This is a genomic window from Brucella gallinifaecis (genome assembly GCF_006476605.1).
Lineage (GTDB): Bacteria > Pseudomonadota > Alphaproteobacteria > Rhizobiales > Rhizobiaceae > Brucella > Brucella gallinifaecis.
This window is the reverse complement of record NZ_ML636810.1, coordinates 1-22,239: the sequence shown is the minus strand read 5'-3', so window position 1 is coordinate 22,239 and position 22,239 is coordinate 1. Positions and strand designations below refer to the sequence as shown.

The window sequence follows — 22,239 nt, the reverse complement described above, 5'->3', positions numbered from 1 at the left end:
TACAGCCATGAAGTGAACTTTTCTTTAAGCGTTTATCAATAGTGGAAGGTTAAACATAGAAATACAAATCTCTGAAATAATTGGAAGCTGAGATGACAGATTTACCAGATCATATTGAAGTAATTGCTAAAACACCTGATCTTCCCTATGAGGAAATTGAAATCGTCGTTTCTCTTCCGACCTTTCGCAGGCCGGAACATCTGATCAGAACGCTCGATACACTCAATGCACAGACGACCAAGCGTAAATGGGCCGTTGTTGTGATTGAGAACGAGACTGAAAAGAAGGAAGGCGCGACTGTTGCAGCCCCTCTTTTCGATGCGGGCAAATACAGGGGCATGCTGATCGGTGAATCGCATCGCGGCAATTGCAACGCCTATAATGCTGGCTGGCTGACGGCGACGAAGTATTTCCCGAACTATAAATATATCATTGTCATTGATGATGATGAGCTGGCTGATCCTGACTGGATCGAGAATATGGTTGCGACCGCTGAGCGTTATGATGCCAGTCTGGTTGGCGGTCCGCAATATCCGATCTTTGAAAAGCCAAATTCGGACAAGTGGAAAAAACACCCTATCTTTCTGCCGCATTATACCAAGACTGGCCCGGTTCCGATTATCTATTCGTCGGGCAATCTGCTGATTGCGCGTGCAGTTATCGAGGCTCACAGCTATCCATTTATGGATCTCAAATTCAACTTTACCGGTGGTGGTGATTCAGACTTCCTGTCGCGTTCCATTGCCAAGGGTTTTAAAGTTGCCTGGTGTGCTGAAGGCATTGTACGCGAAACTATTCCTGAGCGCCGTCTGGAAAATGACTGGATCAGATCACGCGGTCTTCGCAATGGTGTTCTTTCAACGCTGATTGAACAGCGTAAACGCAAGGACGAGCCATTTGGTCAGCTGCGTGTATTCCTGAAAAGCCTTGCTCTTCTGGCCTATTCGCCAATCAAGGCTGTGAGAAGAGGTGTTGCTGCCGGTTTTGCGCCTGTTGGCACCTACTTTATCCATATTGGTCTTGGTCGGGTTATGGCGCATTTTGGATATCTGAATGAGCAGTATCGCAACCCGGACAAAAACTGATCGGGCCTTGTCCGATCCGTTGAGGATGACGATGCGCAAGACTGCGCTCGTCATCGCGACGACTATATTCTGCATTTTGCTGATTTCCTTTCGCCCGTTTTCCCCTTTTGTGGCGGCAGATGGGCAACAGGCCGGTGATGCAGTCACCCAGATTGGTTTCGGGCTTGTCGGAATGCTGGCGCTGGCATCAATGGCGATGCTGGCCAATCCTGCCCGGCTTTTGCGGCTGATCAGTCCCGGCTGGCTGTTAATGTTCGGCTTTTTGTTGATGTCAGCTTTCACAAGCATTGATCCGGGCACGGCAATTCGCGGTATCATGCTGACCATGATCGGTGTGCTTGCGATCCTCGCTGTACTCTCCTTGCCGCAGGATGGGGAGAGCTATTCCTGGATGCTGCTCATTGCGGCATTCATTGTCATTTTCATCTCATATGCGGGTGTTGTTTTTCTGCCCAATCTTGGCACCCATGGGTTTGATACCGGCGAGCCGCAGAATTCATTTCTTTGGCGAGGGGTGTTTACGCACAAGAATATTGCTGGACCTGTTATGGCGTTTTTTGCCTTTGCAGGCATTTATCTGTGGCGGCGCGGCTGGCGGATCAGTGGCGCACTGATTGCCGTGCTTGCGTTGTTTTTTGTCGCGCATACGGGGTCAAAAACCACAGTCGCCCTTGTGCCCTTTGCTATGTTGCTTGTGATCATCCCCGGCCTGTTTGGGCTGCGTGGCCTTGCGCCTTTGATAATATTTATCACGCAGCTTTTGTTTGCGCTTTTTACCATCGGCACTGTGCTGTTTGAGCCGATACAACAGATTGTGCAAAATAGCTCTGTTGACCCAACTTTTACCGGTCGAACATCGATCTGGGCTTTTGCAATTGATGCATTGCATCATCGTCCGTGGACGGGTTTTGGCTATGAAAGTTTCTGGGGTGGCGATGTCGCGAAAGAGGCTGCCAAACCCTATTATCTCGATTGGGATGTGCGTGGCATTGTGCACGGGCATAATGGTTATCTGGATATAGCCGTCACAATGGGGATTCCGGCATTGCTTTGTGCGATTGCTGTGATCATCATAATGCCTTTGGTCAATTATATGCGCTGCAGACCCAAACGCGAGAACCTGCTTCTTGCAGATTTCTTCCTGATGTATGTGTTTTTTGGCACGCTTAATGCAATGCTGGAAAGCTTTTTCTTTCGTCGTATGGACCCGGTCTGGCTCATGCTTGTTTTTGCAATTTTTGGCTTGGCGATGACAGCCAAAGTCACCATCCCCAAACGGGCTGTTTAGAGCAGTTCCTGTTGAAAAGGAAACGTAAGAACTGCTCTATCGTTTTGTTTTTACGCATTATCCTACGCAAAACCGCTTCGCACTTTTGCTGGAAATGCTCTGATCGGAGTTAGCATGAATATTGCACTCATTGGCACGGGCTTCGTCGCTGATTACTACATGACGACGCTGCAAAATTACCCGCAGCTAAAGCTGCTTGGTGTTTATGATCGTTCATCAGAGCGGCTGAAGGTTTTTGCGGCACATTATAAGCTGCGCGCTTATGAGAGCCTTGAGGCCGTATTTGCTGATAAAGATGTGCAGATTGTGCTGAACCTGACCACGCCGGAAAATCATTATGCGATTTCACGCGCGGCACTTGAGGCGGGCAAGCATGTCTATTCGGAAAAGCCGCTGGCGATGGATTTCAATGATGCGAAAGCCTTGGTTGAATTTGCATCCTCCAAAGGCCTTACCCTTGCCGCAGCCCCTGCCAATGGTTTGAGCGATGCACAAAAGCTTGTCGCAACTTCGATGAGCGAGATCGGCACGCCGCGTCTGGTCTATGCCGAGATGGAAGACGGCCCGGTTTTCCGTGACAAATGGGCGACTTGGCGCTCGCAATCGGGTGCGCCATGGCCGGGCCTGCATGAGTTTGAAATTGGCTGCACATTGGAACATGCAGGCTACGCACTCTCATGGCTGGTGTCGCTGTTTGGCCCGGTTGAAACTGTTACGGCTTTTTCTTCGATCACTTTCCAGAATAAAGGACCGGGCACGGAGCATCTGCACATGGCGCCTGATTTCTCGGTCGGTTGCCTGCGCTTCAAATCCGGCCTTGTTGCGCGTCTGACGTCCGGTCTTGCCATGCCCAAAGATCGGAGCCTGACGATTGTTGCGGATAAAGGCTCGATTACGGTCGATGATCTTTGGAACAACCGTTCTACAGTCCGTCTTGAATCAACTGATCGTAAGCGCTCTATTCTGTCTCGCGTCTTTGGCCGTCTGGAAGCAAAGCTCGGCAAGACATTGTCGTGGAAACCGGCCATTGGCAGCAAGCTTGCCTATCCAAAAGGCGATGCATTGCGCTTGCCATCCTTTCCGTCACAGATTGATTTCATGCGCGGCGTGGCTGATCAGGCGCGTGCCATTGAAACGGGTACCACGGCATTCTTTTCAGGCGCTGTCGCTCTGCATATCACCGAAGTTGCTCTTGCGCTCAACAATGCCGGTGAAAATGCAGCACCCTATAAGGTGCAGAGCAGCTTTTAATCCGGGTTTTGCGCAAGCACAGTGCTGATGATATTTGCCACTGCAGCACTGTGTTCCAGCGGCATGACCGGGCTTGAAATCTCGCCACGTGTGAGCGCATCGCGAACAGCCTGCGCCTGAAACTGCAATCCATTGCCGGAAAATGCATGATTCTCGATTGTTCTGCCCGGCAGTGGCAGACGGTTGAGAACCTTGCCAATCAATCCGCCCGGGCCTTTTGGCCCAAGGGATGAATGCAGCATCTTTGCAGAAAAAATCGTCAGACGCTGTGCTTTGAGAAATGGCGCGTGAATAAGAATCGCACCGTCAGTTCCTTCAATCAGCATCTGGTTTTGACCATCATGATCAAAGCCGCATGAGAGTTCTGTTTTCGCATTTGCATAGCTCAATGTAATCTTTGTGCGCATGTCGACGCCGCTTTTGGATTTTGTCCAGCTTCCACTGAATGCATCGGGCAGCCCCAGAAAACTCAGGGCAAGCGAAACAGGATAGACACCAAGATCAAAAGCGGCACCACCGCCAAGGGCGGGATTGAAAAAGCGGCTTTGCGGGTCTTCTTCACGCCAATAGGAGAGGTCAGCCTCGATGCGTTTAACGCTGCCAATCCGCCCGGCTTTGATATATTCGCGCACTGCATGAATGGCCGGCAGAAAACGGCTCCACATCGCTTCCATGGCAAAGACATTGCGTTCCTTGCTTGCCGCTGCAATCCGGCTTGCACTCTCGGCATCAAGTGTCAGCGGCTTTTCCGTGAGACACGCTTTTTCTGCGGCGATTGCCTGTAAAGTCTGAGATACATGCATGGCATTGGGGGTGGCGATATAGACGGCATCAAAATCGGCACATTCAAGAAAGGCCGATGCATCATCAAATGCATGGTCTGCACCGATAAGGGTTTTAAAAGTTTCAGCAGTTTCAAGCGAACGGGAGCATATGGCACTCACACGCATATCATTGCTCGCCTGAATATCAGCGGCAAAAGCATTGGCAATAGTGCCTGTGCCCCAGATGCCCCAGCGAAAGTGCTTTGCGTCGTGTTGCTTGCTTGTCATGGTTTTCCCGCCAATGCCTCTCATATCCCCGGTTTTTTGTTTGCTAACCCCGTTCTATCGGAAATACGAGAGGGGTGGGGTATTTAAATCGGTTAGTATTTTAGAAAAAGCCCTATCAAAATTGCGTCATATGCCCTAGATCACCCAAGAATAGGATACAGGCTGTCGCTTAATGATGCGATAGTCAAAGCTAAGACAGTCCAGTCTGTTAGGGTCCTGACCCTAGCTCTCTATTTATGTATAACAAGCTGGATGGCTGTGTTTCAAAAGGGCAGAAAATGGAAAAAGCAGATATCGGAATGGTTGGCCTTGGCGTCATGGGTTCAAACCTTGCGCTGAACATCGCCGAGAAAGGCTATACAGTAGCCGTTTATGACCGCGATGAGCCAGTCCTGAAAGCATTCATCGAAAAAGCAGGCGCTTTGCGTGACAAGATCATCCCTTGCGCCACTTTTGAAGAACTGGCTGACAATATTCGCAAGCCGCGTCCGATCATCTTTCTGATCAAGGCCGGCGCTCCGGTTGATGCCGAAACCACCCGCCTCAAGGCCTATCTTGAGAAGGGCGACATCATGATCGATGCCGGTAATTCCGATTATCGTGACACGATGCGTCGTTTGAAAGCACTTGGTCCGAACGATCCGACCTTTGTCGGCATGGGCGTATCGGGCGGTGCAGAAGGTGCCCGTCACGGCCCTTCAATGATGGTAGGCGGTACGCAGGAAGCTTATGATCGTATTGCGCCAATTCTTTTGGCTGCTGCTGCAAAATACAAGGGCGAATCCTGCTGTGCGCTGGTTGGGCCGGATGGTGCAGGCCATTTTGTGAAGACTGTTCACAACGGTATCGAATATGCCGATATGCAGATGATTGCCGAAATTTATGGCATCCTGCGTGATGGTCTTGGCCTTTCGGCGCCTGCAATCGGTGATGTATTCGAGAAATGGAATGCAGGTCCGCTCAATTCCTATCTGATTGAAATAACTGCCAAAGTTCTGAAGGCGACTGATCCCGAAACCGGCAAGGCAATGGTCGATATGATCCTTGATCAGGCCGGACAGAAGGGCACTGGCCGCTGGTCGGCGATTGAAGCACAAATGCTTGGCGTTCCTGCGACCGGCATTGAAGCAGCCGTTGATGCACGTTCGATCTCGTCGCTGAAAGCTGAACGTCAGGCTGCTGAAAAAGCCTATAAGCCTGCGCCGCGCACACTTGATATTGCTGATCAGGCTCAGTTCCTGGCTGATCTCGAGCAGGGGCTGCTGGCTGGCAAGATCGTTGCCTATGCGCAGGGCTTTGCAGTTCTGGCCGCAGCTTCCAAGGAGCATGGCTGGAATATTCCGCTTGCAACTACCGCCCGCATCTGGCGCGAAGGCTGCATTATCCGCTCTCAGTTTCTTGACGATATTGCGCAAGCCTTTGAAGGTCAGGACATCGAAAATCTTCTGCTGGTTCCAGCCTTTGTTGAACGCATGGGCAAGGCATCGAAGGGTCTTCGCAAGATTGTTGCACAGTCAGCACTTGCCGGTCTGCCGCTTCCGGCACTGGGTTCGGCATTGAGCTATTTTGATAGCTTCACCCAGTCGCAGGGCAATGCCAATATCATTCAGGGTCAGCGTGATTTCTTCGGTTCGCACGGCTTCAAGCGCATCGACAAGGAAGGTGATTTCCACGGTCCCTGGGGCAGCTAAGAGCCTGACTTTATGGTCCTGAATGATGAAAATCACAAAAGGGCCATAAAATTGACATGCTATAAACACCAGTTTCACAAAAAAGCCGCCAGTTTTGGCGGCTTTTTTGTTACTTCTATGAATTAATCGGCCAAAACGAGCAGATCATGGGCTGCAAAATGCACCGTCACTTTGTCGCCGCGCTGAGGCGGCGTGTGTGCCGGATCATTGAATGTGTCAAATGATAGCTGATTGCTGCCAAGGGCAACGCGCGTCCGAATAACTGAGCCGAGGAAGTGGACGTCTTCGATCGTTGCCTCAAGCGCCGTATCATGACTTTTGCGTGCTTCCATGCTGACGGCTTCCGGGCGCAGCGCGAGGGTGATCGTCTTACCCTTTGGATGATGGCCAAGCTCCTCATTCACCTTGATCATATGCCCATCAAGTTCAATGCTGTTTTGATCCGGTTGGGCTATTGATGCTTCAAGCATATTGAGCGTGCCGACGAAGGAAGCGACGAAGCGTGATGCCGGGCGATTGTAAATATCGAATGGCGTACCAATCTGATCGGCCTTGCCTTCATGCATGACGACGATACGATCCGAGATAGACAGCGCTTCTTCCTGATCATGGGTGACAAACACCGTGGTAATGCCAAGTTTTTGTTGGATTGCACGGATTTCCTGACGCAGCGAGATACGGATTTTTGCATCAAGTGCAGAAAGCGGCTCGTCCAGCAAAAGTACCTGCGGTTTGGTTGCCAATGCCCGCGCCAGTGCAACACGCTGCTGCTGGCCACCCGACATCTGATAGGGATAGCGGTCTGCAAGATGCTCAAGCCGGATAAGGCCGAGCATTTCCTTGACCGTTGCATCGATTTCAGCTTTCGGCTTGCCCGAAACCCGCAGGCCAAAGGCCACGTTTTGCGCAACCGTCATGTTTGGAAACAGCGCATAGGCCTGAAAGACCATACCGATATTGCGCTGGTTCGGTTTGAGATCAACAACGTCTTTGCCGTCAATTTCGATTGCGCCCTGATCCGCGCTTTCAAAACCGGCAATCATACGCAGAACGGTTGTCTTGCCGCAGCCCGATGGCCCGAGAAAGGAAACAAATTCCCCTTTTTCGACGGCAAGGTTGAAATCGTGAACGACGGTATTGGCGCCGAAGCTTTTTTTCAGGTGCTTGAGATTAAGAAAAGCCATGAATTTTACCCGGCATTTGTCTTGAATTTATTGAGGCGGGACACAAGCTGCAACATGATGATGCTGAGCCATGTGATGCCAAAGGAAATGATCGCCAGTGCTGATGGCTCATAAGCGCGGTTGGCGCCGACCAGCTGGAGATAAGGACCAAAGGCAGGGCGATTGAGAAGCGACGCCAGCGTAAACTCACCAATTACAATGGCAAAGGTGATGAAGGCACCGCTCATGACACCGGAAATCACATTCGGGAAAATGATCTTGAACATGATCCGGCCCCAGCCGGCCCCAAGGCTTTGCGCTGCTTCGGTGAGCGTGCGCACATCAATCGTGCGCATGGCTGTATCGACGGCGCGATACATATAAGGCAATGACAGGGTCATATAACCGAACATCAAAAGCAGATCGGTTGCACGTGTCGATGCTGTGAATGGCAGCCATGAAGACGAGTTATATATGCGCAGATAACCAAATACGATGACGATGGCCGGAATAACCAGTGGCATCAAGGTGATAAATTCGATTAATGGGCGCAGATGCGGCAGACGCAAACGCACCCAATAGGCGGTCGGCACCACCAGCAATATACCGAAAATGATTGTCAGAATGCCAAGAATAATCGAATAGGAGAAGGTCTCCTGAAATTTTGGATCACTGAAAACAACCCGATAGGCATCGAATGAATATTCACCGCGGCGCATGCGCAGCGAGAATTCAAACGTGCCAATCAGCGGGACAATGAAGTAGATTGCGCCAATGAGAAAAGCGATCCATGCCCCGATTTTTTGGGGGTTAAAGCCCTTTTTCATCGTTGCCACCTTTCGGCACGCATACGTAGCCAGATGTAAATCAGGTTTGAAATGCCGGTAATGACGATCATGCCAAGCGCCAGCGCATAGCCCAGATTCTGGTTATGCAGCACGTCGCCGCGGATCTGTGCAAAGAGCAGGATCGGAACAATATTGAGCGAAGAGCCGGTCAATGCATAGGCTGTGGCAATCGCACCAAATGAATTTGCAAATAAAAGCAAGGTGGTTCCGAGCAGGCTCGGCCAGAGAATCGGAAAGGCAATCATGCGCCAATATTGCAGATTGGTTGCGCCAAGAATTGAGGACGCTTCGCGCCACTCTTTTTTCAGGCCATCAAGCGCAGGTGTCAGAATCAGCACCATCAATGGAATCTGGAAAAATAGATAGGTGATCGTCAGGCCGAAGAAGCTCAGAAGGTTAAAACCGGTCGAGTAAAGATTAAAGCCAAACCATTCGCGTAATAAAATAGTGACAAAACCGGTCCGGCCAAGGGTCGCGAGGAACGCGAAGGCCAACGGAACGCCAGCGAAATTGGATGCAACACCTGAGAAAGTCAGAACTGTCGGGCGCAACCAGCGCGGCAGATTGCCCAGCACCACGGCCCATGCCAGAAAGAAGCCGATAAAGGCGCCACCAAGCGCCGATGCAAGGCTTACTTTGATCGAAACCCAGTAGGCATTCATAATCTGGGGCTGGAAAAGATCTTGTACGTTTTTGAGAGTGAAATTGCCGTCCGGGTCCTGAAAGGCACCGATAATGAGATACATTGTCGGCCATAAGAGGAAGAGTATTGCAAACAGGAAAAAAGGCGCAACACCAATATAGGAAAGCGGTAACTGGCGCTTACGCACCTGCTTGAACGATGCTTCTGTATCGATTGCTGAATTCATATGTTCTTTCTTAGAGGCTGAAATCTGAAAATACCACAGGCTTTCCAGATTAATCGGCATAACTGTCCGCTATGAAAGCAAAGACTGTGACGACCATTTCTGGCCGTCACAGATCATAAACAGGGCAAGTTTAGAGCATAATCCGACCTTCGTTCAACGAGGATCGATAAGATTATGCTTCAAATACAAAGACTTTAGAGCGCCGATCTGATTCAATCAGATCGAAATGCGCTCTAAGGGCGTTTACTGAACGTTTGCGCCAACAACGCTATCCCAGTTCTTGGTGATTTCTTCCTGAGCGGTTTCAATCTGTTCAAGAGTTGGGAAGATAGCCTTTTCATAGGCATCTGCCGGTGGCAGCTTGTCGAGCAGTTCCTGTGGAATCTTGCCAGCCTTAGCCATTGCGTTGAAGCGGATCGGGTGACAATAGCCCTTCAGATAACCAAGCTGGCCTTCATCCGAATAAAGGTGTTCCATCCAGAGCTTTGCAGCATTTGGATGCGGTGCATAAGCGCTGATCGCCTGCACATAAACGCCTGCAACGACGCCGTTCTTTGGAATGACTGTTTCGATTTCCGGGTTGCCTTTCAGCGTATCACGGTCTGCGAGCGCGTTGTAATCCCAGCGAATAATGATAGGGGTTGAACCCTGGGCCAGCGAAGCAGCCTTGCCGATGACCGGAACGAAGTTGCCGGCAGCATTGAGTTCCTTGAAAAATTCAAGACCCTTCTTGCCAGCTTCAGCACCCGGTTCTGCACCGCGTGCGATACCGGCAGCGTGAACGCCAAGAATTGCCTGTGCGGAAACCCGTGGATCACCGGCAAGGGCGACCGAATTGGCATAATCGCTCTTGAGCAGGTCTTCCCAATCCTGTGGAACATCTTTGATGATGTCCTTGTTCACTTCAAAACCGAGAACACCGTAATAGTCGCCATACCAGTAACCTTCCGGGTCTTTGGCGCTATCTGGAATTTCGTCCCAGGTTGCGACCTTGTATGGCTGGGTCAGGCCGTCTTTCTTGGCAGTGGTGCCAAATGCAAAGCCGACATCGATAACGTCAGGCGCCTGTGGACCCTTGTTATCCTTGTTGGCCTTGATGGCTTCGATTTCATCACCTGAACCCGCATCAGGGTTGAGTTCATTGACCTTCAGGCCATATTTGTCCTTGAAGCTCTGGATGATGTCGCCATAGCCACACCAGTCATGCGGCAGTGCAATGGTTGTCAATTCGCCTTCGGCCTTGGCGGCGGCGATCAGTTCGGCTGATGGTTCAGCAGCAGCGATGGAAACGCCACAAACAGCGATTGCGGTCGAAAACGACAGCAGACGCGCAGTAAATGCAAGCATTGTTTGACTCCCCTGTTTAAGTCGGACGAACGCTCCCGGTCGATTCCAGTGCGCGCGCATTTCCGATAGCCGTCATGGATGACGGTTGGATGACAGTTTGTTTATTGTCACAAATTATCAATGACAGAAAGTGAAACATGTTTTCAGGGACTTAGCAATTGACCCATGGGGTGATGCATAGTTTTATGACAATAAATATGACAAATGTTTCGTCATTGTCATATTTTGAAACGGGGCTTTTCTCAAAACGGCAGGTTTTGTTCCTAGTGACCACCACCACCACCGCCAACGCCCTGTTTTGGCTTGCGCAGCATGATCGCACAAACAGCAAGCGAGCAGAACATGACTGTAAGAATAAAAAACACATCGATAAATGACATCAGCGTTGCTTGCTGACGCACTATGCCGGACATTTTTGAGATCGCAATAGTTGCTCCATCGAGACCGGCTGCATTGTATTTGGCAGTGAGGTTGGCCAGCATCTGTTCAGCTTCACTATTGCCCCAGCGAACATGTTCGGCCAGACGCTCATAATGCATGTCGCTGCGGCGTGTGAGAATTGTATTGATCACTGCCAGACCGACTGCGCCGCCAAGATTGCGCGTCAGGTTGAACAGACCGGACGCATTTTTCATCAAGGAAGGGGGCAGGGTTCCGAGCGCCAGATTGTTGATCGGCACCATACACAGCATCAGCGAGCAGCCGCGCAGGATTTGCGGGATCAGCAATTCATGAAAATCCCAGTCAGCGGTCAGGCCCGTGACCATCCATGTTCCTGCGGCAAAACCCAAAAAGCCGATCATCATCATCAGACGCGGGTCCATGCGGCTTGAGAGGAATCCGGCAAGCGGCGCTGTGAAGAACATGGCAAGACCGCTGACAAACAGTGCTTCGCCGATCATCAGGGCGTCATAGCCGCGTATCTGGCTCAGATAAAGCGGATAAAGATAGGTGAGACCATAAAGGCCAACGCCCATCACAAAGGAAAACAGAGAGCCAAAGGCAAAATTGACGTTTTTGAAAGCACGCAGATCCACGATGGGTTCTTCGGCAGTAAATGCTCGATAGAAAAACACGATGCCGCCAAGGGTCATCACACCGGTTAAAATGAAGATCGCTTCATCCTGTAGCCAGTCGTTGCGCGGACCTTCTTCGAGCACATATTCCATCGAGCCAAGGAAGGCTGCCATGCCAGCCAGTCCCCACCAGTCAAACTTGCTCAGAAGCGAGCTGTCGCCTTCGTCAAAATCGATGAGGTTCCAGGCTGCAATTGTCACCAATATGCCGGGACCGACATTGACCAGAAACAGCCAGTGCCATGAGAAAGCGTGGCTCAGATAGCCGCCAACGGTCGGGCCAATGGTTGGCGCAAGCGTTGCGACGAGGCCGATCATCGGCGAAACAATAGACCTCTTGGATGGCGGAAAGATTGTGAAGGCTGCCGCAAACACACTTGGGATCATGCCGCCGCCGATAAAGCCCTGAATGGCGCGATAGACGATCATCTGATCGATATTGGTTGCAGTCGCGCAGAGCATGGAAGCAAACGTGAAGCCTGCCGCAGAAACCGTAAACAGAACGCGGGTCGAGACAAGGCGCCCCAGAAACCCCGATAGCGGGATCATAATGACTTCCGCGATCAGATAGGAGGTCTGGACCCACGAGATTTCATCGGAGCTGGCGCTCAGGCCGGCCTGAATTTCGGACAATGACGCCGAGACAATCTGGATATCCAGAATAGCCATGAACATGCCAAACACCATCGCCAGAAAAGCAATAGCTTTTTTGGGATCAATGCGATCATCTGCGGGAGTTATTGCTCCCATCGTGGTGTTTGCAGCCATGAAGGCGCACTCCGAAAAGGAAAAAGGAACGTGGCGCGTCGATTCAATCTGCGGTTTCTTCAGGTGCCGTGCGCGTATCGATCTCTACGGTAACACTCAGACCTGCGCGGATTTTGCCCGAATCAAGCGCTTCCTGCGGAATCGTGATGCGAACCGGAACGCGCTGAACGATCTTTGTGAAATTGCCGGTCGCATTTTCAGGTGGCAATAGCGAGAACACGGCACCGGATGCAGGCGCAACTGATGCGACTTTGCCTTCAAAATAGGGACCGTCAATGGCATCGACATGGATACGTGCTGTTTCGCCAGTTTTGATATGGCCGAGCTGTGTTTCCTTGAAGTTTGCATCGATATAGAGCTGATTAACCGGAACAAGGGCTGCAATTTTCTGACCAGCGGAAACAAGGTCTCCCTTTTTGCCAGCAAGATTGCCGACAACGCCGTCAAATGGTGCACGCAATGTGGTGAAATCGAGATCACGGGCAGCCTTGTCACGTGCAAGCTCAAGCGAACGCATGCCGCTTTCCGCTTCCTTATATTGCGCATTCAACACATCAATATTCGCATTGGCCGATGCAATCTGCGCATTTGATCCGGCGACTTTTGCCTTCGCCTGATCAAGCGCTGACTGCGCATTGTCGAGTTCAGACTGGGCAGAAAAGCGCGTATCGTGCAGCCTTTGAATGCGAACCATCGTGCTTTCGGCATTTTTCAGAACAGCCCGGGAGGACTGCTCATCTGCTTTTGCCTGTTCAAGCGCGGCATTTGCCGCCTTGATCTGTGCATTGATGCGGTTCAGCGTCTGCTGTTGTGTCGCAAGCTTGGCCTCTGCTTCATCCAGTGCAATCTGATAATCGCCTGAATCAAGCTGGAAAATCACGTCACCAGCCTTGATATGCTGGTTGGCAGCGACAGGAATATTCTCAATATAGCCGGTGACTTTTGGTGCAATGGAGGCAATATCACCTTGCACATAGGCATCGTCAGTTGAAACCATGAACCGGCCCACTGTCCACCAGTCATAACCATACCACAGACCGCCGGCGACAGCGGCGACAAGAAGGGCTGGAAGCAGAAATCCTTTGCCAAAGCCTTTTTTCCTGCTGCTTTTTGATGCGTCCGAATGCTGCTCAGCTGCCGGTGCCGCTGTCTGCGGCTCATCCGGCGACGATGAATTTGGAAACTGGCGTATATCAGCTGTATCAACAGATTTGGGTGCGGGCATGGGAAAGCTTTCTGGATGGACCCTGGTGAACCGCTTGGTTCGATGTTGACTTAGAGCAATAAGTTGCCCATATCAAGTGTCATCGAACCGCTTGGTTCGAAATTAATGATGAGTTTGTACAATGAATCGTGAACACGGCATCAAAGATGGCGCCACAAATGATCAGGTTGAAACGCAGTCAATAAAACTGAGTGCTGGTGGAGAATTGGGCGCTGCTGAAGAACTGAGCACTGAAGCTGGGCGGATACGTCTGGGTGCCGGGCAGGATCCGGTTAAGCGACAGCAGATTCTTGAAGGCGCACAGGTAGTTTTTCTGCGCATGGGTTTTGACGCGGCGAGTATGAATGACATCACGCGCGAAGCAGGTGTCTCAAAGGGCACCATTTACGTTTATTTCAACAGCAAAGAAGAGCTGTTTGTTGCATTGTGCGAGCATTATCGGCGCACAATGTTCAGTAATCTCATAGACAAACTCGAACGCGGATTTTCTACACGGCAGGAACTGGTCGAATTCGGGGTGGCGCTTGTGACAATCATCACATCGTCGACGGCACTGCGTGCCCAGCGCATCATCATAGGTGTGAGTGAGCGCAAGCCGGAACTTGCGGCGCATTTTTATGAGCGGGGTCCAAAGCGCAGTCTTCTGATTATGGCAGATTATCTCGAAAGAATGGTCAAGGCCGGGGAAATTGAACCGCTTGACCCAATGGAAAAAGCCCAACAGTTGATAGATCTGTTTTTGGCGGGGCTTTATCGTCCGCGTCTGTTTGGTGCTATGCCAGAATCTCCGACCGATCAGGTGATCGTTAAAAATGTCGAATCGGCTGTTGATTTTTTCTTCAAGGCATTTGGTAAGAAAAAGTGAGCTGTTCAGAAATGAAACAGCTGGTCCTTTTTTCGCTTTCATGCGGGCATTAATTTACAAAAAAAATAGTTTTTGTGCATGAACGTCATATTTTTTGACTTATTTTATGCAGGTAATTCATTGCAATAAATTAGTTGCGAGTTGATTTAAGACGTATTTTTTATGTGACTTATGGAGAATTGAAGCATTTGGAGCTTCAATTTTTCAAAGTGGATGTTCCGTTTCTGAAGAGAGGAATGAGCATCTGCGCTGCCAAGGAATTTAGCCAATGACTTTAGATCTGATTCATTTTCCAAACTTCAAGAAGACCTTTTTTGGTCTGTCTTTTCAGAGTGATACACTCTCGCTGCTTCAGCGTATTCGCGATGAGATTGACTGTCGCCATATCATGCATGCCTATCAGGGGCGGATGGGTAACAGCACTAAGGTCAGTTCCGATGACCTCACCGTTGTCATAACAGTTCCGACAAACTGGGCCTCGCGCTATTCGACGAAAAACTATTTTGTCATTGACCCAATTTTCCAGGATAGCTCGCCTTTTTTCAACAGCGATGCCAGTGGAATTGTTAAAAACCTTGCAGAAGATGCGAAGGAATGTCCGGCAGTTGCAGAGATGTTGCAAGATGCTGAGAAGCATGGAATTGGCAATCTCTATGTTGCGGTTTCTGCGCGTAATGCAAAGGGCGTTCTGGGATGCACATTGTTCACGTTTGAAATTGAAAACGAGGACCATGAGCAATTTGTGGCGCGTATGCGTCCACGACTTCTGAGCCTTTCGGGTATCATTCACAATTCAATGTGTGGCAGCAAAGATGTAAGTTCTGCTGCAGGCTTGCTGACACCGCGTGAAATCGATTGTCTGCGCTGGGCTGCGAGTGGAAAAACCGATGGCGAGATTGCAGAAATTCTTAGCATCGCACGCTGGACAGTTGTCACCTATTTGCAAAATGCGAAAATCAAGCTGAACTGCGCCAACAGGACGGCAGCTGTCGCAACCGCCCTTTCGCTTGGCATTATAGATATGCTCGAAGTCGGGCATCTGATTGTGTAATATTCAAGAGCATATTAAAAAAGGCGGGCATTGCCCGCCTTTTTTATGAGTTGTATAAATCAGTGATGGCCGCATTTTTCGCATAAGCCACGTAATTCAAGTGTGGTTTTGCGCGATTTGAAACCATTTTGAACACTCCATGCACCAACGAGATTTTCAATCGCCGGATCGGAAAATTCGGTGACTTGGCCGCATTGTTCGCAAATGGCAAAGGCGATGAGACCATGCTCATGGCATTGCGGATGCGCGCAGGCAACGAAGGCATTGAGGCTTTCGAGACGATGTATCATCCCGTATTCCAGCAGTTTTTCCAGAGCACGATAGACTTGCAGCGGAGCCCGGAAACCATCATCGCGCAACTGGTCGAGAATGGTGTAGGCGCTCAGTGGACCATCTGCTTTTGATAATACATCAAAAACGAGAGACTGATTACGGGTCAGATCGTGCGATGCGTGATTATGATCGTGATGATTGCTCATTGTCAGCGGTCCGTTTCGGTGAAGTCTCTCTCCTATGTAATGGCAAGAGGCTTAAAATGAAAATAGCCAGTGTGGCAACGACGATTGAGGGGCCGGATGGTGTATCAAATTCAACCGAGCCATAAAGCCCGCCGATGACACCAAACACGCCGATAACAGAGGCAATAATGGCCATCTGCTCGGGCGTCGATGCAAAACGTCGTGCTGTAGCGGCAGGAATAATCAAAAGCGAAGTGATGAGCAGAATGCCGACAATCTTCATCGAAATTGCGATGACGATTGCCAGCAGGAGCATGAAAATAATCCGTGATAAAGCCGGATTAAGGCCTTCAGCCTGTGCGATATCTTCGCTTAGTGTTGCCGCAAGCAATGGTCGCCACAGCCATGCAAGCAGCGCCAGAACAAGAATTCCGCCGCCATAAACAAAAGCAATGTCCAGACGCGAAACAGCAAGCAGATCGCCGAACAGGAAGGACAGCAGATCAACGCGCACCCATGTCATGAAAGCCACAATGACCAGCCCCAGAGACAAGGTAGCGTGGGACAGAATGCCAAGAAGTGAATCTGCCGACAGAGAATGCCGCTTTTGAAGCAGAAGCAAAATGGCGGAAATTGCGACAGCGACTGCAAAAACCCCGATCATCAGATTGATATCGAGAATCAAGGCTAAAGCCACACCCAGCAAGGCTGAATGCGCCATTGTATCGCCAAAATAAGCCATGCGCCGCCATATGATGAAACAGCCGAGCGGTCCTGTGGTTATTGCCAGGCCGATGCCGGCAATCAGGGCGCGTGTAAAAAAATCATCAAGCATGGGGTTCTTCCCCTTTATGGTGGTGATGGTGGCCGTCTTCTGCATGGCAGTGATCGGTTACTGTCCCATCGGCATGTATGACACGACCATCTGGCAGATGCGTGTGATCATGGTGATGTTCATAAATGGCGAGGGGAGCAACGGCCCGGCTGCCGAATAATCGCGCATATTCAGGACTTGCCGTCACATCGCGCGGTGTTCCGCTGCAACAGACATGGCCGTTCAAACAGATAACGCGGTCGGTTGCCGCCATCACCAGATGAAGGTCGTGGGAAATCAGCAATACGCCGCAACCGGTCTCGTCACGCAATTTGGCGATCAGTTCATAAAGGGCGGCTTCGCCGGAAAAATCAACACCCTGCACCGGCTCATCAAGCACCATAATATCCGGTTTGCGGGCGAGGGCACGTGCCATCAATGCACGCTGGAATTCACCGCCCGACAAATTGGCGATTTCCGCCTTGAGAAGATGCGAGATTCCAACTGCATCAAGCGCATGGAGAATATCGGCTTTGGAAAGCGGCCCCGTCAGGGTCATCAGACGTTCAACCGATAATGGCATGGTCCGGTCAATATTGATCTTTTGTGGTACATAACCGATGCGCAGAGCTGTTATGTGACGAACTTCACCCTCATCAGGCTTGAGAATACGCAGTGCCATTTTGGCGGTCGTGCTTTTGCCCGCACCATTAGGACCAATCAGCGTGACGATTTCCCCGCGATTGATCGCCAGATCGACATTGCGGACAAGCCAGCGGCCATTGCGATAAATGCCGGCGCCTTTCAGTTCCAGAAGTGGTTCCCGTCTGTGATCTGCGGGGAGGGCGGTCTTTTGGGCCATTAAATGCGCTTTCGCTGCCTTTTGACAGGGCGCAAATGCCTTTATCGAAGGATAAAAGCCGCCCCGAAATTCCTGTCTCAAGATATGTGAATGATATTCTGATTCGGTATCATTTGCCTCGCGCGGTTAGGCGCTGTGCATTTTTCTCCAAAAAGAGGTTGTGTCTCCTTATTGCAGACGTTATAGCATAACGCAAATGATGTAATAAAATAACATATCATTCTTATATGTTGTTCCTGTTCAGGGGACGTTCAAGAGAGACTTTGAGAAGGCTATCATGAAATACTTACGATCTCTGCTTTTGGCATCTGCCTTTATGTCTGTTGTGAGTGGCGCGGCTTTTGCTGGCGAACGTGAAGGCGTTGTCGTTTCGATCAAGCCCTTGCATTCGCTGGTGTCTGCGGTAATGCAGGGGGTGGGAGAGCCAAAGCTGATTGTTCAGGGGGCCGGCTCAGAGCACTCCTATAATCTCAAGCCATCTGACGCGAAAGCTATTGAGGGCGCAAAAGTGATCTTCTGGGCTGGACCGTCAATGGAGACTTTTCTGGATAAGCCCATCGACACGCTTGGCGAAGGTGCAACAGTGGTAGCGCTTGGTGAAACTGATGGTCTGACGAAGCTGAAATTCCGTGAGGGCGGTCCGTTTGAAGCCCATGATCACGGACATGAAGGTCACGATCATGGTGCAGAAGAGCATTCCCATTCCCATGATAATCATGCTCATGAACATGATCACGGGCATGACCATAAGCATGACCATAAGCATGATCATGCAGATGAGGCTGCTGAGAAGGGGCATGATCATCACCATCATCATGGGGAATTTGATCTGCATTTCTGGCTGGATCCGCAAAATGGCAAGGTGCTGGTTGGCAATATTGCCAGGGTGCTTGGCGAAAGTGATCCTGAACATGCATCCCAATATGAGAAAAATGCAGCCGATTATGCTGTTAGGCTCGATGCGCTCAATAAGGATATTGAAACGGAACTCCAACCGGTCAAGGACAAGCCGTTTATTGTCTTCCATGATGCATATCAGTATTTCGAGAACCGCTTTGGTGTAAATGCAGCCGGATCGATAACGGTCAGCCCGGAAAAGGCACCGGGTGCTGCACGCATCAAGGATATTCACGAGAAAATCAAATCGCTGGGTGCGGTCTGTGTTTTCTCGGAACCGCAATTCGAGCCCAAGCTGGTCAATACGGTTATCGATGGAACACAGGCAAAGACAGGTGTTCTCGATCCGCTTGGTTCGGAACTCAAGGATGGGCCGGATCTTTATCCGCAGCTCATTCGTAATCTGGCTGATTCACTGAAGGACTGTTTGTCGAAATAGCGCTGGTCGCGAGCAGTCTGGACCCCACTCCGGCAGCGATCAGTTCTTGGTGCCGGACTGTCATGATTTTTGATAGTCCGGCACTACCTTTTATAGCTATTGAAACAGAGCATGTTCTAAAACAAGTTTTCGCATTTTCGGATTTTGGACCGGAATGCGGTGAATAGATCAGGTGGCTTTGCCGCCTTTTATTCGGCGAATAAATGTAATGATATAACATTAATACCTAGCCAGCTTATCTTATAATTGCCAGCAAAGGAGTTGCCATGAAAAGGCTTCCCGTTACTGTACTCTCCGGCTTTCTCGGTGCAGGTAAGACCACACTTCTCAATCATGTTCTCAACAATCGGGAAAACCGCCGTGTTGCGGTGATTGTTAATGATATGAGTGAAATCAATATTGATGCTGCTCTGGTGCGTGAGGGCGGGGCCGATCTGTCGCGCACTGAAGAACAGCTTGTCGAAATGACCAATGGCTGCATTTGCTGCACTTTGCGCGATGATCTTTTAAAAGAAGTAGCGCAACTCGCATCGCAGGACCGCTTTGATTATCTTCTTATCGAATCGACCGGCATATCCGAGCCTTTGCCGGTTGCTGCGACATTTGAGTTTCGCGACGAAAAGGGCGAAAGCCTGTCAGATCTGGCGCGTCTTGATACGATGGTAACGGTCGTAGATGCGGCGAACCTGCTCAAAGACTATTCTTCCAGTGATTTTTTGCGTGATCGCGGTGAGTCGCTTGGGGATGAAGATGAGCGTACGCTGGTCGATCTGCTGGTCGAACAGATTGAATTTGCTGATATTGTGATACTCAACAAGGTTTCTACGGCTTCCGCTGAAGAGCTGGATCTGGCACGAAAAGTTATCCGCTCGCTCAATCGTGACGCTCATATTGAAGAAGTCGATTTCGGTCAGGTCGCGTTTGATGTGATTCTCAACACAAGACGTTTCGATTTCAACCGCGCTCACGAGCATCCGCTTTGGTATAAAGAACTGCATGGTTTCAATGATCATATCCCGGAAACGGAAGAATATGGCGTGCATTCATTCGTCTACCGGGCCAGACGTCCTTTTGATCCGGCACGGTTTCAGACATTTATCGACAGAAGCTGGCCCGGCGTTGTTCGCGCCAAAGGGTTTTTCTGGCTGGCAACGCGCCCTGATTATGTCGGCGAGTTAAGTCAGGCAGGTGCTTTGGTCCGCACCAGCAAGCGTGGTCGCTGGTGGTCAGCCGTTCCGCGCAGCTATTGGCCTCAAGATGCGCAATGGCATCAGGCAATGCAGGACTATCTGGATGCTGAATGGGGAGATCGTCGGCAGGAGATTGTCTTCATCGGCGTTGATCCAATGGACAAGGCGGCGATAATTGCTGAACTGGATAGCTGTCTGGTGCCGGAAGAGGTGTTTAAACCGGAAAGCTGGACAGGTCTGAACGATCCGTTCCCGAGTTGGTCCGCCGTGGCTTAAAATCTACTCAGCCGACAGCGCGGCAAGTTCGGAAGCCCTGCTGTCGGCAAGCGTACGATGATCAAGCACATTGGCGATTGCTTCACGAACCTCCAGCATCATGTGACGAACCTCGCACTCCGTCTCATCACAGTCATCGCAAGGTTGATAATCAGTCTTGCTTGCACAGGCAATGGGGGCGAGGGCGCCGTCCAATGCACGGATGATATTGCCAATGTGGATTTCATTTGCGGGACGGGCCAGACAAAAGCCGCCGCCTTTGCCTTTGCGACTAAGCACAAAGCCTGCATTGCGCAGTTCGGTGAATATATTATCGAGAAACTTGCGCGGGATATGATGCCGTTCTGCGATTTCGCTTGCTGAAACCAGTTGGTCATCGGTTACATTGGCAAGATGAACCATGGCTTTCAGGCCATATTTGCCTTTTTTGGTTAGCATGATGCCCCCGTTGCAATGTCCGTTGGACAACCCAAACCCGATTTATATCTATAAGAGAATTAGGCAGGAAAACAGGCTGCGGCAAGCTACCTTCGCGTCGCAGTTGCGTGATCAGCATTTTTTTGCAAAGCCAAGGCCAATGCGCCCTGCAAACTGTCGCCCTGCGCGGGGATGTAATATTCTTTATATGGCAACAAGTCGAGTGAGGCATAAGAAGACGCCAAACCACCAATTATGCTGAACCGCTTACCAGCCTTGATGTTTAATTTGTCTAGCTGTCGTTCAATCATCACGCAGGCATCTGACAGAAGTTTCAGAGCGAGTGGATCATCTTTTTTAAAAAATTCAAACACCATTGGCGCGAAAATCGCATAGTCGGCGGCAGTCGCAGTTCTGGAAAACTGGGTGATCTTGTGCGCATCATTGCCAAATCTGCTCATTATAGTGGTGGTCAGTACTGTTTCGTTGACGATTCCATCATGAGCAAGCAATGATTGTTCCAGCAAATCGCGGCCAAGACGTGCGCCGCCGGCGTGATCACTGAGCATAAAGCCGTGCCCGCCTACAATTTTGACGATATTTCCTGTTCTTTTTGCAAATGCAGAACCGGTGCCAAGAATTGCAATAGCACCGTCGCCATTACCAACTGCGCCTTGTAAGGCCGTTATTGTGTCGGAAACGATTCTGCTTTCTGCGAATGGCAACGCTTCATAGACGCTGTCAGGGTCGGCGAGGGAGTTTGCTCCCGCCAGTCCCAGTACGGCGCTGCTTGTTTCATATATAGAAGAGTGCAATCCGGCCTCCAGCCGGGCCTGTTCAGCGGCTTCCCTTATATGTCGAATGGCATTTGGCGTATCGGCACCTATATTGGCAGGACCGGATAGGCCATTTCCGAGAATGGTTCCATCTTTGTTGGCCAATATTGCGCGACATCCAGTGCCGCCACCGTCGATTCCGAAGAGATAATGCATTGGCTTGTCATTTCATTGTTGCAAAAGATAAGAATCAACGGGTGATAGTGGTTGAAGTCTGGTTAAAAAAGCCCATATTCCCTGTGGAAAGAAACTTTAGCATTTTTGCAGAAAGTCCGTTGACTTCCCGTCTTTGCGGGTTGTATATGGCGATCAACGAGGGCGGCGACGCTGCTAGCGGCAGATAGTTTCGTCCTTGTAGTTTAGTTAGAGTGCTTGGCAGTGATGTTAAGAGTTGTTAGCTGGGCGGCATTGAGCGGGTTTAGGTTTGCTTGATGTATTGAGGAAGGAACGGTTTGTAAGGCTGTGAATTTC

General features: G+C 50.4%; 20 protein-coding genes. 8 read left to right on the top strand and 12 right to left on the bottom strand.

Features of this window, described 5'->3' with window-relative positions; all coding sequences use genetic code 11:
- The first annotated feature begins 92 nt into the window (after positions 1 to 92).
- The 3 genes from FHY56_RS14270 to FHY56_RS14260 all read left to right on the top strand — a co-directional run bounded on the left by FHY56_RS14270 (position 93) and on the right by FHY56_RS14260 (position 3,624).
- Positions 93 to 1,085, top strand: coding sequence for a glycosyltransferase family 2 protein (locus FHY56_RS14270; protein ID WP_140905831.1), 993 nt, complete (start codon positions 93 to 95; stop codon positions 1,083 to 1,085).
- The gene (locus FHY56_RS14265) at positions 1,054 to 2,373 is read left to right on the top strand and encodes an O-antigen ligase family protein (protein WP_140905830.1); all 1,320 of its coding nucleotides are present in this window, start codon (positions 1,054 to 1,056) and stop codon (positions 2,371 to 2,373) included. The genes FHY56_RS14270 and FHY56_RS14265 overlap by 32 nt, the downstream gene beginning before the upstream one ends.
- Positions 2,374 to 2,487: 114 nt before the next feature.
- The gene (locus tag FHY56_RS14260; protein WP_140905829.1) at positions 2,488 to 3,624 is read left to right on the top strand and encodes a Gfo/Idh/MocA family protein; all 1,137 of its coding nucleotides are present in this window, start codon (positions 2,488 to 2,490) and stop codon (positions 3,622 to 3,624) included.
- On the opposite strand, the gene FHY56_RS14255 is transcribed toward FHY56_RS14260, so the two are convergent.
- Complete coding sequence (locus FHY56_RS14255; protein WP_140905828.1) at positions 3,621 to 4,676, bottom strand: Gfo/Idh/MocA family protein; 1,056 nt, start codon at positions 4,674 to 4,676, stop codon at positions 3,621 to 3,623. The genes FHY56_RS14260 and FHY56_RS14255 overlap by 4 nt on opposite strands.
- 278 nt (positions 4,677 to 4,954) lie before the next feature.
- Here FHY56_RS14255 and gndA point away from each other — a divergent pair, with 278 nt between their 5' ends.
- Positions 4,955 to 6,367, top strand: coding sequence for an NADP-dependent phosphogluconate dehydrogenase (gndA, locus tag FHY56_RS14250; RefSeq protein WP_140905827.1), 1,413 nt, complete (start codon positions 4,955 to 4,957; stop codon positions 6,365 to 6,367).
- A 122-nt stretch (positions 6,368 to 6,489) separates the two neighbouring features.
- Here gndA and FHY56_RS14245 read toward each other — a convergent pair whose 3' ends face one another.
- From FHY56_RS14245 to FHY56_RS14220, 6 genes are all read right to left on the bottom strand, one after another.
- Complete coding sequence (locus FHY56_RS14245; RefSeq protein ID WP_140905826.1) at positions 6,490 to 7,551, bottom strand: ABC transporter ATP-binding protein; 1,062 nt, start codon at positions 7,549 to 7,551, stop codon at positions 6,490 to 6,492.
- A gap of 5 nt (positions 7,552 to 7,556) precedes the next feature.
- Entirely contained in the window at positions 7,557 to 8,357 is an 801-nt protein-coding gene (locus tag FHY56_RS14240; protein WP_140905825.1) for an ABC transporter permease, read from the bottom strand.
- Positions 8,354 to 9,247, bottom strand: coding sequence for an ABC transporter permease (locus tag FHY56_RS14235; protein WP_140905824.1), 894 nt, complete (start codon positions 9,245 to 9,247; stop codon positions 8,354 to 8,356). The genes FHY56_RS14240 and FHY56_RS14235 overlap by 4 nt, the downstream gene beginning before the upstream one ends.
- A gap of 243 nt (positions 9,248 to 9,490) precedes the next feature.
- The gene (locus FHY56_RS14230) at positions 9,491 to 10,594 is read right to left on the bottom strand and encodes an ABC transporter substrate-binding protein (protein ID WP_140905823.1); all 1,104 of its coding nucleotides are present in this window, start codon (positions 10,592 to 10,594) and stop codon (positions 9,491 to 9,493) included.
- 263 nt (positions 10,595 to 10,857) lie between these two features.
- Positions 10,858 to 12,438 (bottom strand): DHA2 family efflux MFS transporter permease subunit, encoded by a 1,581-nt coding sequence (locus FHY56_RS14225; protein ID WP_140905822.1) that lies wholly within the window; start codon positions 12,436 to 12,438, stop codon positions 10,858 to 10,860.
- Positions 12,439 to 12,481: 43 nt separating this feature from the next.
- Positions 12,482 to 13,663: an HlyD family secretion protein gene (locus FHY56_RS14220; RefSeq protein ID WP_140905821.1), complete on the bottom strand. Its 1,182-nt coding sequence runs from the start codon at positions 13,661 to 13,663 to the stop codon at positions 12,482 to 12,484.
- A gap of 121 nt (positions 13,664 to 13,784) precedes the next feature.
- Here FHY56_RS14220 and FHY56_RS14215 point away from each other — a divergent pair, with 121 nt between their 5' ends.
- Both FHY56_RS14215 and FHY56_RS14210 read left to right on the top strand, forming a co-directional pair.
- Positions 13,785 to 14,528 carry a TetR/AcrR family transcriptional regulator gene (locus FHY56_RS14215; RefSeq protein ID WP_140905820.1) on the top strand — a complete coding sequence of 248 codons (744 nt, stop codon included), beginning with the start codon at positions 13,785 to 13,787 and terminating at the stop codon, positions 14,526 to 14,528.
- Between the two features lie 268 nt (positions 14,529 to 14,796).
- Positions 14,797 to 15,579, top strand: a complete 783-nt coding sequence (locus tag FHY56_RS14210; RefSeq protein WP_140905819.1) for a helix-turn-helix transcriptional regulator — start codon at positions 14,797 to 14,799, stop codon at positions 15,577 to 15,579.
- A gap of 59 nt (positions 15,580 to 15,638) precedes the next feature.
- Here the strand turns inward: FHY56_RS14210 and FHY56_RS14205 are convergent, their stop codons facing one another.
- Genes FHY56_RS14205 through FHY56_RS14195 form a run of 3 tightly spaced genes read right to left on the bottom strand, consistent with a single transcriptional unit; the run spans position 15,639 to position 17,713 of the window.
- The gene (locus FHY56_RS14205; RefSeq protein WP_140905818.1) at positions 15,639 to 16,058 is read right to left on the bottom strand and encodes a Fur family transcriptional regulator; all 420 of its coding nucleotides are present in this window, start codon (positions 16,056 to 16,058) and stop codon (positions 15,639 to 15,641) included.
- Positions 16,036 to 16,917 (bottom strand): zinc ABC transporter permease subunit ZnuB, encoded by an 882-nt coding sequence (znuB, locus tag FHY56_RS14200; protein ID WP_235889511.1) that lies wholly within the window; start codon positions 16,915 to 16,917, stop codon positions 16,036 to 16,038. Before znuB ends, FHY56_RS14205 begins: the two co-directional genes overlap by 23 nt.
- Positions 16,865 to 17,713 carry an ATP-binding cassette domain-containing protein gene (locus FHY56_RS14195; RefSeq protein WP_140905816.1) on the bottom strand — a complete coding sequence of 283 codons (849 nt, stop codon included), beginning with the start codon at positions 17,711 to 17,713 and terminating at the stop codon, positions 16,865 to 16,867. Before FHY56_RS14195 ends, znuB begins: the two co-directional genes overlap by 53 nt.
- 277 nt (positions 17,714 to 17,990) lie before the next feature.
- Between FHY56_RS14195 and FHY56_RS14190 the strand changes: the two genes are divergently transcribed.
- A complete protein-coding gene (locus FHY56_RS14190) occupies positions 17,991 to 19,049 on the top strand; it encodes a zinc ABC transporter substrate-binding protein (RefSeq protein WP_140905815.1) in 1,059 nt (352 codons plus the stop codon).
- 266 nt (positions 19,050 to 19,315) lie between these two features.
- Entirely contained in the window at positions 19,316 to 20,515 is a 1,200-nt protein-coding gene (gene zigA, locus FHY56_RS14185; protein WP_140905814.1) for a zinc metallochaperone GTPase ZigA, read from the top strand.
- Positions 20,516 to 20,518: 3 nt separating this feature from the next.
- On the opposite strand, the gene FHY56_RS14180 is transcribed toward zigA, so the two are convergent.
- Both FHY56_RS14180 and FHY56_RS14175 read right to left on the bottom strand, forming a co-directional pair.
- Positions 20,519 to 20,953, bottom strand: a complete 435-nt coding sequence (locus FHY56_RS14180) for an RrF2 family transcriptional regulator (RefSeq protein ID WP_140905813.1) — start codon at positions 20,951 to 20,953, stop codon at positions 20,519 to 20,521.
- An 86-nt stretch (positions 20,954 to 21,039) separates the two neighbouring features.
- A complete protein-coding gene (locus FHY56_RS14175; RefSeq protein ID WP_140905812.1) occupies positions 21,040 to 21,924 on the bottom strand; it encodes a glucosamine kinase nucleotide-binding domain-containing protein in 885 nt (294 codons plus the stop codon).
- Between the last annotated feature and the right edge of the window lie 315 nt (positions 21,925 to 22,239).